This window comes from Shewanella psychromarinicola, from assembly GCF_003855155.1.
Lineage (GTDB): Bacteria > Pseudomonadota > Gammaproteobacteria > Enterobacterales > Shewanellaceae > Shewanella > Shewanella psychromarinicola.
In genome coordinates this window covers 4,897,164-4,912,396 of the sequence record NZ_CP034073.1, presented here as the reverse complement: position 1 = coordinate 4,912,396, position 15,233 = coordinate 4,897,164, and the positions used below count along the sequence as shown (strand labels likewise).

Below are 15,233 nucleotides of genomic sequence, written 5' to 3'. Positions count from 1 at the left end.
GATAGTGGTAACGTTAATATAGTTAAAGCAACAGTCATGCCAATAAGTTAAAGTTGTCAAATATAATTAAATAATTGTTTAGTAACAATTGTTTAATACTATATATTCATTAATTACACCGACGAGGCAGGAATACTCTAGGCCTCAGCATATGACAGAACCGTAATATATGGAGGGGTTTGTGTTGTAAAAACAGTAAATAGTACGGTTTTCCAGAAGAATAAATTTAAGCGTTTTACGTCATAAAATGTTATATTTACGCCACTGAAAAAATACCTAAAAGGCCTCAAAGGCCGCATTGAAATTGCTTCCTTTGTTTCCTCCCGCATATCTGTTTTGCCTGTGTGAAGCCAGATAGGTCGTTTCGGCCAGGATCAACGGATAGTGATAGAGATTCGTCATGAAAAGTAACAATAAAATAATTCCGTCAAGCTTAGCCAAGTCTGATGCAGAGCGGTTTAACGCGGCAATTGAAGAGATCACCGAGCACAGGCAGGCTGAAGAAGCACTGCTCAATGCCGGGGCGCTGCAGCGGGCTATTTTCAATAGCGCTAATTTCTCCTGCATTGCTACCGATGCTAAAGGCGTCATCCAGATTTTCAACGTCGGCGCCGAACGGATGCTGGGTTACTTGGCCGATGATGTGGTGGACAAGATCACGCCTGCCGATATTTCCGATCCCCAGGAAGTGATTGCGCGTGCCGAGGCGCTCTCAGATGAACTTGGCACCTTGATAGAGCCTGGCTTCGATGCGCTGGTATTCAAGGCGACACGCGGGATTGAAGATATCTACGAATTGACTTACATCCGTAAGGATGGCAACCGCCTTCCTGCCGTGGTATCGGTCACGGCACTGCGCGACGAGCAGGAGGCGATCATCGGTTATCTGTTGATCGGCACCGATAATAGTGTTGGCAAACAGGCAGAAGAAGCGCTGCTCAAAGCGGGCGAACTGCAGAGTGCCATTTTCAACAGTGCCAACTTTTCCAGTATTGCCACGGATGCGGAAGGCGTTATCCAGATATTTAACGTGGGCGCCGAGCGTATGCTGGGTTACACAGCGGAAGAGGTGATGAACAAGATCACCCCAGCCGACATTTCCGATCCCCTGGAGGTTATTGAGCGCGCTAAAGTACTCAGTCTTGAACTTGACACCCCGATCACCCCCGGCTTCGATGCGCTAGTATTTAAGGCGACACGCGGGATTGAAGATATCTATGAATTAACCTACATCCGTAAGGATGGTAGCCGCTTTCCGGCGGTAGTGTCGGTCACAGCACTACGCGACGACGAGGAGAGCATCATAGGTTATCTGTTGATCGGCACCGATAACAGTGTCGGCAAGGCAGCGGAAGAGGAAATTATCAAAGCGGGCGCATTGCAGAATGCCATTTTCAATAGTGCCAACTTTTCCAGTATTGCCACCGATGCACTCGGCGTGATCCAGATTTTCAATGTGGGCGCCGAGCGTATGCTGGGCTACACAGCAGATGAGGTGATGAACAAGATCACCCCCGCCGACATTTCCGATCCACAAGAAGTTATCGAACGCGCCAAAGTACTGAGTCTTGAACTTGACACTGCGATCACGCCCGGGTTCGATGCTTTGGTGTTCAAAGCCCGGCGCGGCATTGAGGATATCTACGAGCTGACCTACATCCGCAAGGATGGTAGCCGCTTTCCGGCGGTCGTGTCGGTAACCGCGCTCCGGGATGAGCAAGACGCTATCATAGGTTATCTACTGATCGGCACCGACAACACCGCGCGTAAACGCATCGAGCAAGAGCAAAAAGACCTCAGTCAGCGTCTGCAAGACCAACATTTTTATACCCGTAACCTGATTGAATCCAACATTGATGCACTGACGACTACCGATCCGTCCGGTATTATTACCGATGTTAACAAGGAGATGGAGCTGCTCACGGACTGCAGCCGTGATGAAATGCTCGGTACGCCATTTAAAGACTACTTTACCAATCCGGAGCTTGCCGTGGCTGGAATAACAAAGGTGCTATGTGAAAAGAAGGTCACCGACCTTGAGCTCACCGCGCGCGCCCAAAACGGCCAGGAGACGGTAGTCTCCATTAACGCGACCACTTTTTATGACCGGGACAATAATCTGCAGGGAGTGTTTTACGGTGCCCGCGATGTGACTGAGCGCAATCGTTTGGATCAAAAATTACAGGACAAAAATGTTGAGTTGGAAAGTGCCACTATGGCAGCAGAGAAAGCCAACCTCGCCAAATCCGATTTTTTGTCTAGTATGAGCCATGAACTGCGTACGCCACTTGGCGCGATCCTCGGTTTTGCTCAACTACTAGAGTCGAGCACGCCACCCCCGCAGCATACGCAGCAAAAAAGCATTGCTCAGATCCTCAAGGCGGGGTGGTATTTGTTGGAGTTAATCAATGAAGTCCTCGATCTGGCGTTGATTGAATCTGGCAAGCTGCCCATGTCAATCGAAACGATTTCGCTGGACGAAGTGATGCAGGAATGCATCTTGATGAGCGAGCCGCAAGCGAAAACCTATGGTATCAAGATGATCTTTAACCGTTCGGACTCGATAAACTTTGTCAACGTCGATCGGACCAGGCTAAAGCAGGTGATTCTTAATCTGCTTTCCAATGCGATTAAATACAATCGTGAGGGTGGCAGCGTGATATTAGAAAGCAGCCAAAGCACGGAAGATATGATCCGGATCAGTGTCCGCGATACAGGTGAAGGATTGTCAGAGGAGCAACTTGGGCAACTTTTCCAACCGTTTAACCGTCTGGGGCAAGAAGCCAATAATCAAGAAGGAACCGGGATCGGGCTGGTGGTCAGTAAACGTTTGGTCGAATCGATGGACGGCATTATCGGTGTACAAAGCCATGTCGGCGTTGGCAGCGTGTTCTGGTTTGAACTGAAGCGTACCGTCGACTCCTTATCTAACCTTGATGCGACGACATCAATGCCCTTGCTACCACTTCAATGTGAGGACCCTGAACGGTTGAAAAGCTTGCTCTATGTTGAGGATAATCCTGCTAACTTGATGCTCATTGAGGATATCATTGCCCGTCGACCCAATCTGCGTTTTCTCAGTGCTACGGACGCCGTCAGCGGTATCGAGATGGCGCATACCTATCAGCCGGATGTGATCTTGATGGACATCAACCTGCCGGGGATCAGCGGCTTGACCGCATTGCATATTCTCAGGGAAGATCCGACCACAGCCGCTATCCCGGTGATGGCACTGAGTGCGAATGCCATTCCTCGCGATATTGAGAAAGGTCTGGACGCCGGCTTCTTTCGTTATTTGACTAAACCGCTGCGGATTAATGAATTTTTGAAGACATTAGACATCGCGCTTGAATATACCAATCAGTCAGCAGATATCCCCAATAATGAGGTGACCTGATGACGATCACTGCAACGGACATTCTCAATGCCAAGATTCTGATTGTCGATGATCAAGAGCCTAATGTGACTCTGCTCGAGCAATTACTGCTTGAAAGCGGCTATACAAGGGTGACGACAACCATGGATCCTCAAGCTGTTTGTGACCTAAATGCTGAAAACCATTATGATCTTGTTCTGCTTGATCTGCAGATGCCGAGGATGGATGGATTTGAGGTGATGGCAGCGCTTAAGGCTGACGATCCGGCCGACTATTTACCTGTGCTCGTTCTCACCGCCCAACCAGGCCATAAACTGCAAGCACTACAATCTGGTGCCAAGGATTTTATCAGTAAACCTTTTGATCTGGTCGAAGTCAAAACGCGCATCCATAACATGCTGGAAGTGCGCTTGCTTTATAAGCAACTGGAGAGCAGTAACGACACACTGGAAGATACAGTGCAAAAACGTACGGCAGAGCTGCTCCGCATTAATCTGCAATGCACCGAGGAAATAGAGGAACGTAAAAAGGCCGAAGCGTCACTGCAAGGAACGTATACAGAAATTAAACAGTTGAAGGACAAACTTCAGGCAGAGAACGTTTATCTGCAGCAAGAAGTGGCGCGGCAGTTTAATTTCGACGAAATTATCGGTAACAGCCAACTGCTCTCGCAGGTGTTTCATCAAGTTGAGCAAGTTGCGCCTATGAATGCGACCGTACTGTTGCTTGGTGAGACCGGCACAGGTAAAGGCTTAGTCGCCCGCGCTATCCACAGCCGCAACGCACGCAAAAAAAGTCCGTTGATCACGGTAGACTGTACTACCCTGCCAGCAACGCTGATCGAGAGCGAGCTGTTTGGCCGGGAGCGGGGCGCTTTCACCGGTTCCGATAGCAAACAGATAGGTCGTTTTGAGCTGGCCGATGGCGGCACTCTGTTTCTTGATGAGATTGGCGAAATGCCACTCGAGATGCAGGCCAAACTGCTCCGAGTGATTCAGGATGGCGAATTTGAACGCCTGGGGAGTCCTCACACAATTAAGGTCGACGTGCGCATTATCGCCGCCACCAATCGCAATCTGATTGATGAAGTGCGTAATGGTAAGTTCCGTGAAGATCTCTATTATCGGCTGAACGTATTCCCGATCACCTTGCCGCCACTAAGGCAACGTAAGGAAGATATTCCGTTGCTGGTCAACCATTTTGTGGCTAAATTTAATAAGAAAATCGGCAAGCAGATTAATATCGTCAGCAACGCGGCGCAGAACACCCTGCAGCAGCATCACTGGCCCGGCAATGTACGAGAGCTGGAAAGTGCCATTGAACGAGCTGTGATCCTCAGCGCAGGAACATCACTGCAGATCTTAGATCGCTTTGATAGCTTTGACAAACGAGTGTCTAGCAACGATCGCTTCGATGGCGTTAACAGACGAGTACCTAGGGAGGAACCTTCGGTTAAAACGCTGGTTGAGTTGGAGCATGAGCATATTATTAACGTGTTGCAGCAGACCAATTGGCGCATTGAAGGCCAGCAAGGTGCGGCAGTGATCCTCGGACTCAACCCCAGCACCCTGCGTGCCCGAATGCGCAAATATGGCATAGTGCGCCATTAACATTAACTGCGGCACTAACATTAATAAGCAAAATAGGGGCAAACATGTTAGATTTTTAAGCGCGATATTGTGGCTTAATATACCCAAATAACCTCGGAATGCACTATTGATCATGTCAAGAAGTGACAGCGTTCAAGGTTCTAGGAATAGGACGACTACGGCTGCTAATGCGACCTTTGGTCTGCTAGGTTCTAGTGTTGCCTCGCTGCTGGGACGGGCGGCGTCCTACTAGTGTCGCTTCGCTGCTAAGATGTTATAGGATCTCGCCGCGCAGCGTCCTAGCATCTAGGACTGGTAATGTGAGTCGCCGCAGTTCCCAAATCAATTCACAAATCAGTCCCCAAATAAGCAACAACTATTTACCTTTCTTGTCTAGCGGGTATCATCCCGATATAGCTTGTTATTGCTCAAAATTAACTCTACTCTCTATGAGAAATTTACATTCGCTAAACCAAAGGAAATCCAATGAAAAAAGTTCTCGCAGTCGCCGCAGTTATGTTAACTTATTTGACTTGTATTTCGGGTGCCTACGCCGGCATAGTTTCCTCCGAGCAGGTTATCGTCCAACAGCAAAATATATATAATAAACAGCAAGTTCTCGAAATGTTCAACAGCGCTGAGGTTCAAGACAAACTGGTGGCACTTGGGGTCAGTCTCGAGGATGCAGAGATGCGCATTGCCAGTATGACCGATCAGGAAATAAATCAATTAAATACCCAGATGAATGATATGCCTGCAGCTGCTGGCGTAGTAGGGGTTGTCGTCACAGTATTAGTTGTGTTGGTGGTGCTCGATTTGGTGGGTGTTACCGATGTATTTTCCTTTATTCGGCCGATAAATTAAATCGTATTTTCAAGCATGAATGCCATCAGCATGTTCACAAAAGCCATGTGTATTACTGGCTTTTGTTTATTTCTCAGCGGCTGTCTGTCGATACCACCCCAGACCGCCATATTGCTAGCCAACCCGCCCGCTATTGCGCATAAACATCAAATTACTGGGGTGCCTTTTTACCCTCAAGAGGATTATTTCTGTGGCCCCACCACGCTCGCGGAAGTATTCAATTTTTATGGGGTAATCAAAACGCCGCAACAAATAGCGCCGGCACTGTTTATTCCAGAGTTGCAAGGCAGTTTACAAATTGAAATGGTTGCAGCTGCACGTCAACAGGGGCTGCTGGCCTATGCAGAATCAGGCAATCTGACCCAGCTACTGTCTTTGGTGAGTGAAAATATTCCGGTCATTATTTTACAAAATGTATCGACCTCATGGTATCCAATGTGGCATTACGCAGTGGTGACAGGTTATGACTTGGATAAGCAGTATGTGCGGTTGCATTCAGGCACCAATAAAAATCGTATTGCCGAACTGAAGGTATTTGAACGAACCTGGCTGCGTGGTCAGTATTGGTTGTTGGCTGCCGTGCCAGCGGATAAAACCAGTTTACATTTTGATCCTTTCATTTATGCCAGCGCCGCTCAGGATCTGCTCAGTAGTGGTAAAAGTACTCAAGGGATCAGTGCCCTTGAAAATGCCACCAGACAATGGCCTGACTACTGGCTAAGTTACTTTTTACTCGGCAATTATTATTTAGCCATTGATAACGCCCAGGCCGCTTTTTGGTATCAACAGGGATTGACTTATATTGATCAACAGGCTGAGCAACAGGCCGCCTATTTAAATAACTTCGCCTATAGTTTGTCTTTGTCTGGTTGCAAACCGCGTGCGATGGAAATGATTGAAAAAGCGCGTAGACTTCAACCCGAAGATAGCAATATTCGCAGCAGCCAAAAAGACATAGAAAAAATGCCTGATAACGCGAGTTGCTCAGTCAATTAAGCTAACATTATTCAAGATGACAATAAAACTGAGCGCTGTTGATATTGCTGAAGACTTTACTCTCACTGAATAATGAATAAACAGTCTGTAAAAACAATATTACGACTCGGGGTTAATCAGCCGATGTTTGGGTGTTTTTTGTAAAGTGCAGAAAAATAGCTAAGGCAATCAAAAGTAATGCAGTACTGCAAATAATGGCGACTGGATAATATAAATTACCGGCGAGATCGAGTTGACTATACTCAAGTGAATTCAAACTGCAGTTTTTAATTTCTGAAAGTTATCATTAATTGTATCACCGAGTGTATCGGCAATATCGGGGAGGGTGATGCTAAAAAAGTCAGTGATTTTTCGTCGGAATTCTTTTGTCGTTGCGAAGTATTGCCCATTCCTCGCATGTTTATTCATCACCTTCCACAATCGTTCTATTGGGTTTAAATTTGGACTATAAGGCGGCAGGTAATGCAATGTTATATTCAGATTTTTAGCCTCTTTAACCACTAAGGCATTTCGATGGTATCCAGCGCCATCAAGCACCAAATGGATAACACCACTTGTTGAGTAACGCGCTCTAATTTGGTTTAAAAAATCGATGATGGATGCACCGTTAACCGTTTTGCTATATTGCTCAATGACCGCTTCTGTTAAGTGACCAAGTCGGATTGCACCAACCACGTTAATACGGGTTCGGCTTCCCGTCGTTTCTATCGGTTTATCAACGCCTTTTTTTATCCAGCCAGCGGTGATTTTTGTGGCTTGGGTCGGATGAACCGCATCCATAAATAATAACGGTTCATCAGGGGTTAACGAGGATTTTAGTTGCTCATAATATTCAATGAAAGCCGTTTGTTTGTCTTCATCAAATTTGTGAGGAACCCCTTTAGGGTTTTTATAGCTGAACTGATGTTTATGCAGCCATTTATTGAGGCCTGACACTGTGTACTTAATCTGAAATTGTTCTGAGATATAAGCGACTATTTGATGGCTATGCAAGTAGGTCACCTCACACAGGTGTGCAATCAATAGTTCAGTTTGCTCTTGACTCAGATAACTTAAGGAGCCGCCACTATTACACGTGAGTTTTTGGTCGTGAGCATAGGCATCAATGTATCGAACTACGGTCGTTTCGTGAATACGTAACGCTTGGGCAATCATTGGCGTTGGCCAATTTTCATCGCGTAGTAAAATGGCTTTAATGCGATCACACTCACGCCTATCACTCGAGCTTTTATGTCGAGTTTCCAATGCTACTTTTTGTTCTGGCGAGAGTGTAATTTGTTTCATGGGGCTATGATGATCCCATTTGGGACAAAATCAAGCATTTTCAATGATCACGGGTATATACTTAATCACCATAATTAATCCCTCAAGCGATAGCGCAATACAAACCGTTCCGATAAATCTAGGGATCGTTCTCCTTAAGATGGCAACAGCATCACTCTCACTTTCCTCATGGCCTGAATACTCTTTATTTATCACCAAAGCCAACTCAAATACTGCAAGCGCGATGATCCCAGTATTGATGCTACTCAAAAAAATCTGCATGATGTCAGTTCCATTTGAAATACCTTTGAAAATGGTCGTCATTAATGAAAACATAATAGCCACAGTTAAGCCTAAAAAAATCATTGTGAATGATTTTGCTAAAATACTTTTAATTCAAAAAAATAATTTATTATTCATCTTACCTTCTGTTATATTTTAATGTTTATACATCACCGACTGGTCAGGGAAAGCCTTTAGCGTTAGCGTATTTAACGTGTAACCTACCAAATAAAAATACCACCATTTTTTTGCTTCAAAATAATTATAAAAGTTATAAAAACCAATGGAATAAACCAAAAAAACAGGATTACAGAGCTGAGCTTGTAATCCTGTTAAATTGACTAGTAGGGGAAAATATTTACCTAACATCTCCCCCCTCTTACTTGCTACTTATTCAGCAGGCTGAGTAATGGCATTTTGTTGTAAAGTCACTGCCGTTTGAGCTAATAATCGACCGTTGATAGAGGTGCCGGTATTTACGGCAATCATCGTTTTACTCAGCACGATACCTTCAAAATGTGAGTTCGTTCCTAGCGTTACCGAGCCTGCGACCTGCCAGAAAATGTTTTTGGCTAGTGCGCCACCCGCTAATGTCACGTTCATTGCATTAGCCTGATTAAGATTACCTGCCACCTGCATAATCCAGACATCATTTGGGCCGCCAGAAAGGGTGACATCTTTACTGATATTAAGGTCTGAAGACCATTTGTAAAGACCAGGAACCATAGTTAGGCCGCCGATTTCGCCGGCACCAAGTTCATTGAAATCCACTGAAACACGTCCTGCGGCGTCATCATAGGCAAATCCCATGTCACCCACAGCCAATTCTAGGTAGCTTGCTGAATTTATCGCGCAAGGAGCTGGGCCCGCAGTGTCAACCGTGTAAATAGCGCCGGTCACTTCATTACAGTTAAGTAGTAGCGCCGCACCTGTGATAGGGCTAGTGCCGACATCACCAACAATGGCAGAACGATAAACATCAGTAATACCTGTTTGACTCAAAATAGTGAATGAACCTGCGCTTTTAAGATTAACTGCAGTTGGGCCAGCAGCCATTGCATTTCCAGCAAATAAACCACCAATAACTAATGGCAACAGTAATTTGTTCAAATTTTTTTTAAGCATGATCATCATTATTTCCCTTATAAGGAATGTTAAATTAAGTAGTAACAAGATTGTTACTACTTTCGGACTGGTTGTCCGTTCTATTGAGGTATTTGCAACGAGTATGCCAGAATGAATATCGGACCGAAACTAAACTAATTCATTGATATTAAATGCTATTTTTATATGCTTGAATAATATCAACTGCTAAACTACCAAATACCTAACTAGCATATTTACCTGAACTACCATATTTGATAGTTTTCCGTATAACTATTTAAGGGTTTACATACATTATCGAATAACTAATCACCGTCGTTTGAAGGCAGATTATGTTGTCTGAGCGGGTGATAAGTTCGATTGAAAGCCCCTGGTTGTCGCTGAATCGGTGAAGTAAGAAGGCCATAGACTTTCAAGCTTAACTAAGGCCAAGCTCATCGATCGCATCAGTGAGGTCAATGGCAAAGTCATCCAATGTATTGGGATTATGTTGGTGGTGCCAAGGGCTTTGACAATCTGGCGAACGTCGATTTTTTGTTGCCTCAAAGGCATACATCCAAGCGCCACTATTCCCAGAAATATCCTCTCGGCGCGATAATCTGTCAATGCATACTCAAGGTCGCCATCGCTGATAAGCCATAATTAATACGGAGGTGTTAAGAAAGGGTGCGGTTAACGTTTTGTCGTCAGCTGAGGTTGACTAATAAAACCCTCTGCCACTATTGCTGATAAGCCATAATTAATACGGAGGTGTTAAGAAAGGGTGCGGTTAACGTTTTGTCGTCAGCTGAGGTTGACTAATAAAACCCTCTGCCACTATTGCTGATAAGCCATAATTAATACGGAGGTGTTAAGAAAGGGTGCGGTTAACGTTTTGTCGTCAGCTGAGGTTGGCGAATAAAACCCTCTGCCACTATTGCTGATAAGCCATCATTAATACGGAGGTGTTAAGAAAGGGTACGATTAACGTTTTGTCGTCAGCTTAGATTGGCGAATAAAACCCTCTGTCGCCATTGCTGATAAGCCATAATTAATACGGAGGTATTAAGAAATCGTGCGGTTAACGTTTTGTCGTTAACTCCGATTGGCGAATAAAACCCTCTGTCGCCATTATTGATGTCGCCATCGTGGATAAGCCATTATTAATATGGAGGTGTTAAGAAAAGGTGCGGTTAACGTTTTGTCGCCCGCGTTGTCTGCTTGACGGTTAATGTCCTCATCTCGTTTCCTAATCTTTGACATGGGTTGCCTAGATCATCCAATAGCATTGGTCATTATCTGTTAGAGAGGTCTTTATTTATGGCGCAGCGCTCTCTATTGTTGAATGTACAGTCGTTTCGTTAAAGGTAATGACTGTCGGTGGCATAGGTTCAACATAGTCCTTGCCGGTGTTAATCTGCCAGTTTGCCCGTGATTGCTGCGTATTTTATTAATAGCGCATCTTGTGACTCTATATGTTCTGGGTCGGGATCAATACAATCAATGGGACAAACCGATACACAAGTCGGCTTGTCGTAATGCCCGACGCATTCAGTGCACAATGCGGGATCAATTTCATACACCTCTTCACCCATAGTGATCGCCTCATTAGGGCATTCGGGTTCGCACATGTCACAATTGATGCAGCTATCGTCAATGATTAATGCCATAAAAACCTTAAGTTAACCGGGTTGATGAGGGTTTCGCGTATCTAACCCTTCAGGTAGGTTACGCATTAACATCGCTTTGTTTACATTAATATCCACTGGCAGCGCTAGAAACACGAAGTGCCCCGAGCCTAACGCGGAATCGATTGACTCGCCTTTGCGATTAAGTAACGATTCAATAGTGATAACAAAATTACCTTCGGTTGTCATTACTTCAACACTGTCACCGACGGAAAATTTATTTTTAACGTCAATTTCAGCTAATCCTTGAGCATTTCGTTGCCCGGTAAACTCACCGACAAATTGCTGGCTATCACTGACAGAGTGACCATATTGGTAATTTTGATATTCGTCATGGACATGGCGACGTAAAAATCCTTCGGTATAACCGCGATGCGCTAAGCCTTCAAGGTTGCTCATCAAGGTTCGATCAAAATCTTTGCCAGCAGCCGCATCTTCAATGGCTTGGCGGTATAATTGCGCCGTGCGCGCGACATAGTAAAAAGATTTGGTACGGCCTTCAATTTTTAATGAATCCACGCCCATTCGGGTTAAGCGATCCACATGTTGAATAGCGCGTAAATCTTTTGAGTTCATGATGTAGGTGCCATGCTCATCTTCAAACGCTGGCATATACTCGCCAGGTCGACCGGCTTCTTGCAATAGGACAATGTCGCTACTGGGTTGGCCAGAACCTAATGTTGGCGATTCAAACTGTACCGTGGGGGCGACAGGGATGATATCACCGGTCTCAGTTTGCTGTGCTTGGTGCACATCGTATTTCCATCGACAGGAATTAGTACAGGTTCCTTGGTTTGGGTCGCGTTTATTCATGTAACCAGAGAGTAAACAACGGCCAGAATACGCCATGCAAAGTGCACCGTGAACAAATACTTCTAATTCAATATCGGGACAACGTTGACGAATTTCTTCAATTTCATCCAGTGACAATTCACGAGACAAAATTACCCGTTTAATGCCTTGCTGTTGCCAGAATTTAACTGACGCCCAGTTAATCGCGTTAGCTTGAACCGATAAGTGAATCACTTGCTCAGGAAAGGCCTCGCGGACCATCATGATGAGCCCTGGGTCTGACATAATAACGGCGTCAGGCTTCATCGCAATGACAGGTTGCATGTCTTTAATATAGGTTTTTAGCTTGGCATTGTGAGGTGCAATATTACTCACAACATACAATTTTTTGCCAAGGGCATGAGCCTCTTCTATACCGGTGGCGAGCGTTTCCATTTTGAAATCATTATTTCTGACTCGTAAGCTATAACGAGGTTGACCTGCGTAAACGGCATCGGCACCATAAGCAAAGGCGTAACGCATATTTTTAAGCGTACCAGCGGGAGATAATAATTCAGGTTTAAACATGGTTTTTCTCGACCTAATGGGATATTGCATAACTCAAGGTCGGAAGCTTACTTAAGGATATTAGCGCGGACAAATATAGCCTTGGTATTTGTGATGTCGGTTGTCTTTTTAGTATGACAAAGGCAATATTTAAGCGATTAATTGGCACAACAGTGGACAATTAATTAAGTTCTAGCTTGTTGAGTAATCGCAAACGTTATCGGTTTGGGTATATAATCACAACATTATTGACTATATATTTATGGAGACTCCATGTCGACGGAACATCAACTCTTGGTTGGACTATTAAAGAAGCTTAAAGATGATGCTTTAGTGCTACCGACATTGCCAGAAGTGGCCATGCGCGTTCAAGAAGTCGTGTCTCGTCAAGATTCAAGTCTTAAACAAGTCGCAGATATTATTGGTCAAGATGCCGCTATCTCAGCTCGAATTATTAAAGTGGCTAACAGTGCCTTGTATTCACGGGGTAACAAAGCGGAAAGTATCAATGCTGCGGTTAGCCGTATTGGCTTAGTGCAAATAAAATCTATTACCACTTCTGTTGCCATGGAGCAGTTATTTATCTCCACTAACGAAATGGTGTGGGAAGTCATGGATGAAGTATGGAAAACCTCGATTGAGGTCACCGCTTCATCCTGTGCCATGCTCGAAATGTATAATAAGCGTCATCCCACTAAAAAATTAAATCGTGATACGTTAACCCTTGCGGGCTTAGTGCATAATATTGGTGCATTACCGGTATTAACCGAAGCAGAAGCTCAACCTGAACTGTTTAGTCGAATTGACGATTTACGCAGTTTAGTGCGTAAAATGCAGGGGCCGATTGGCCGTGCTGTATTAAAAACATGGGACTTTGCCCCAGAGGTAATGGAAGTGGTTGAACGTTGGTCTGATCTTCACTACCTGCCTAACACGGTCACTTACCTTGATTTTATTCGATCCGCAGCATTCTACACGGGTGAACTTCGTGCCGGTGAAGACTTAGAGGGAAGGTTAGGGGTGTTTGCCGAGCGCGGGTTACCTGTGACACCAGAAGATCTAGCCAGTGATGAATTTATTGAGATGTATCATTCAATTAAGCAAAGCTACGAATAGCCATTATTAATGGATATTTTTTATGGATATTACTCTTTGAGCCAATACCAGAATGAACACTATCCAAATACAATGCTGTTTAATGTCTAAAAACCACAAGACTGAAACTGTAACATGATGAATTATTTACTGATAACAATGTTATTTATTATTGCAGTTATGCTGTGCATTGTTGCATTTATTTATTGGCGCCAACATCGATTTATTCAGCGATTAACTCACTCGCTTGAACTCAGGTTGCTTAACCAAGATTCATTTAATATAGACTCTTCTTCTAAATCGTTAAAACCGCTCATTAACGTTCTTCATGATTTACATCAATCAAGCCTGTTTATTACCGAACGGGATAAGTTAACCGGATTAGCCAATCGTGTCGGTTTTAAACGAAAAATGCTGGCTAGAATGCCGATTTCAGAAGGCATGCTGGTGCTGGTGGATATTCACCAATTTCGTTTTGTGAATGATTTATTTGGTTTTTTATTTGGTGACAAACTGCTTAAAGCATTTGCAAAGCGGATCGATAGCCTTAATTGCAAAGCACAGTTTATTGCGCGGATGAACGGTAATGAGTTTCTGTTGTTTTATCACCAACCCTTGACTATCGAGCAGTTGCTCACCATAAAAAATGACTTACAAAGACCATTTGAAATTGAACAGCAGCCCATCAGTATCAAAATGCAATTAGGGGTGTTGTCATTAAGTGAACATCATGCGGATGCGAGTTTGATGCTTCGCCGCTTAGATTTAGCCCTGAAGAAAGCCAAAGCATTAAAGCAGCCGATTGCTTTTTATGATCAGGATGATGATAAAGCGCAATACCGAGAATTGCTAATCATTAATGGCTTGCCTAAAGGATTAAAGCAAGATCAATTATTTATGGTTTTTCAACCAAAATTAGATATAAAAAGTGGCCAATGTAAGCAGGTAGAAGCATTGATCCGTTGGCAGCATGAAAGCTTAGGACTAATTTCACCGAGTGAATTTATTCCATTAGCGGAACAAACCGGAATGATTGATATTCTGAGTCCTTGGGTGCTGGATAACGTGTTAGCTCAACAAGCCAAATGGCGAAATATGGGGATTTACGTTAATGTTGCGCTTAATTTGTCATCAACTGATTTAGATAATCCCAATTTGGCAGTCGATGTCGGCACAAAACTATCCCAGTATCTGGTTCCTGCCGAATCCATTACGATTGAAATCACCGAAAGCGCCTTAATGATATCACTAGAACAAACTATTATGACCTTAAATCAATTGCGAGATATCGGGGTTAAATTGGCCATTGATGACTTTGGTACCGGCCATTCTTCTTTGGCTTATTTACGTCATTTACCCGTAGATGAAGTGAAAATTGATAAAGCCTTTTTAGATGAATTTGAAACGTCCAAAGCCGCGAAACAAATTGTTAAGACCAGTATCGATCTCGCTAAAAATTTAGGTTTTGAAGTGACGGTTGAAGGGGTGGAATCTAAGTCAGTCTTAGAGACGTTACATCTTTTTGGGGTGGATACGATTCAAGGTGATTACTTTGCGAAACCTTTCACTGCCAGTGAGTTTGAACACATTTATCCGCAACTTAATTATTCGCAACTTAATCATCCGCAAATTAAACACCCATAACATAATGGTCTTTAA

The 15,233-nt window shown here is 44.1% G+C and carries 11 protein-coding genes; 6 read left to right on the top strand and 5 right to left on the bottom strand.

What is annotated here, in order from left to right; all coding sequences use genetic code 11:
- Positions 1-400: 400 nt before the first annotated feature.
- From EGC80_RS21350 to EGC80_RS21335, 4 genes are all read left to right on the top strand, one after another.
- On the top strand, positions 401-3,397 hold the full coding sequence (locus EGC80_RS21350) for a PAS domain-containing hybrid sensor histidine kinase/response regulator (RefSeq protein WP_124012058.1): 2,997 nt from the start codon (positions 401-403) through the stop codon (positions 3,395-3,397).
- Positions 3,397-4,986 (top strand): sigma-54-dependent transcriptional regulator, encoded by a 1,590-nt coding sequence (locus tag EGC80_RS21345; protein WP_124012057.1) that lies wholly within the window; start codon positions 3,397-3,399, stop codon positions 4,984-4,986. The genes EGC80_RS21350 and EGC80_RS21345 overlap by 1 nt, the downstream gene beginning before the upstream one ends.
- A gap of 465 nt (positions 4,987-5,451) precedes the next feature.
- Positions 5,452-5,829, top strand: coding sequence for a PA2779 family protein (locus tag EGC80_RS21340; protein ID WP_124012056.1), 378 nt, complete (start codon positions 5,452-5,454; stop codon positions 5,827-5,829).
- A 30-nt stretch (positions 5,830-5,859) separates the two neighbouring features.
- Positions 5,860-6,825: a PA2778 family cysteine peptidase gene (locus EGC80_RS21335; protein ID WP_233768563.1), complete on the top strand. Its 966-nt coding sequence runs from the start codon at positions 5,860-5,862 to the stop codon at positions 6,823-6,825.
- Between the two features lie 252 nt (positions 6,826-7,077).
- Here the strand turns inward: EGC80_RS21335 and EGC80_RS21330 are convergent, their stop codons facing one another.
- From EGC80_RS21330 to trhP, 5 genes are all read right to left on the bottom strand, one after another.
- Positions 7,078-8,109 (bottom strand): IS630 family transposase, encoded by a 1,032-nt coding sequence (locus tag EGC80_RS21330; protein WP_124012054.1) that lies wholly within the window; start codon positions 8,107-8,109, stop codon positions 7,078-7,080.
- 30 nt (positions 8,110-8,139) lie between these two features.
- Entirely contained in the window at positions 8,140-8,433 is a 294-nt protein-coding gene (locus EGC80_RS21325) for a hypothetical protein (RefSeq protein ID WP_206191818.1), read from the bottom strand.
- Between the two features lie 327 nt (positions 8,434-8,760).
- Positions 8,761-9,495 (bottom strand): ice-binding family protein, encoded by a 735-nt coding sequence (locus EGC80_RS21320; protein WP_233768562.1) that lies wholly within the window; start codon positions 9,493-9,495, stop codon positions 8,761-8,763.
- Positions 9,496-10,865: 1,370 nt separating this feature from the next.
- Positions 10,866-11,123: a YfhL family 4Fe-4S dicluster ferredoxin gene (locus tag EGC80_RS21315; RefSeq protein WP_124012052.1), complete on the bottom strand. Its 258-nt coding sequence runs from the start codon at positions 11,121-11,123 to the stop codon at positions 10,866-10,868.
- 12 nt (positions 11,124-11,135) lie between these two features.
- Complete coding sequence (gene trhP / locus EGC80_RS21310) at positions 11,136-12,500, bottom strand: prephenate-dependent tRNA uridine(34) hydroxylase TrhP (RefSeq protein WP_101032482.1); 1,365 nt, start codon at positions 12,498-12,500, stop codon at positions 11,136-11,138.
- Between the two features lie 252 nt (positions 12,501-12,752).
- Here trhP and EGC80_RS21305 point away from each other — a divergent pair, with 252 nt between their 5' ends.
- Positions 12,753-13,595 (top strand): HDOD domain-containing protein, encoded by an 843-nt coding sequence (locus tag EGC80_RS21305; protein WP_101032481.1) that lies wholly within the window; start codon positions 12,753-12,755, stop codon positions 13,593-13,595.
- Between the two features lie 138 nt (positions 13,596-13,733).
- Positions 13,734-15,218, top strand: coding sequence for a putative bifunctional diguanylate cyclase/phosphodiesterase (locus EGC80_RS21300; RefSeq protein WP_233768561.1), 1,485 nt, complete (start codon positions 13,734-13,736; stop codon positions 15,216-15,218).
- The last annotated feature ends 15 nt before the right edge of the window (positions 15,219-15,233 follow it).

What these genes read in the sequence shown, in the direction of transcription:
- EGC80_RS21345 (WP_124012057.1), top strand. Translation starts at nt 3,397, where the DNA reads ATGACGATCACTGCAACGGACATTCTCAATGCCAAGATTCTGATTGTC.
- EGC80_RS21320 (WP_233768562.1), bottom strand. Translation starts at nt 9,495, where the DNA reads ATGCTTAAAAAAAATTTGAACAAATTACTGTTGCCATTAGTTATTGGT.
- EGC80_RS21340 (WP_124012056.1), top strand. Translation starts at nt 5,452, where the DNA reads ATGAAAAAAGTTCTCGCAGTCGCCGCAGTTATGTTAACTTATTTGACT.
- EGC80_RS21350 (WP_124012058.1), top strand. Translation starts at nt 401, where the DNA reads ATGAAAAGTAACAATAAAATAATTCCGTCAAGCTTAGCCAAGTCTGAT.
- EGC80_RS21315 (WP_124012052.1), bottom strand. Translation starts at nt 11,123, where the DNA reads ATGGCATTAATCATTGACGATAGCTGCATCAATTGTGACATGTGCGAA.
- EGC80_RS21330 (WP_124012054.1), bottom strand. Translation starts at nt 8,109, where the DNA reads ATGAAACAAATTACACTCTCGCCAGAACAAAAAGTAGCATTGGAAACT.
- trhP (WP_101032482.1), bottom strand. Translation starts at nt 12,500, where the DNA reads ATGTTTAAACCTGAATTATTATCTCCCGCTGGTACGCTTAAAAATATG.
- EGC80_RS21335 (WP_233768563.1), top strand. Translation starts at nt 5,860, where the DNA reads ATGTTCACAAAAGCCATGTGTATTACTGGCTTTTGTTTATTTCTCAGC.
- EGC80_RS21300 (WP_233768561.1), top strand. Translation starts at nt 13,734, where the DNA reads ATGTTATTTATTATTGCAGTTATGCTGTGCATTGTTGCATTTATTTAT.
- EGC80_RS21305 (WP_101032481.1), top strand. Translation starts at nt 12,753, where the DNA reads ATGTCGACGGAACATCAACTCTTGGTTGGACTATTAAAGAAGCTTAAA.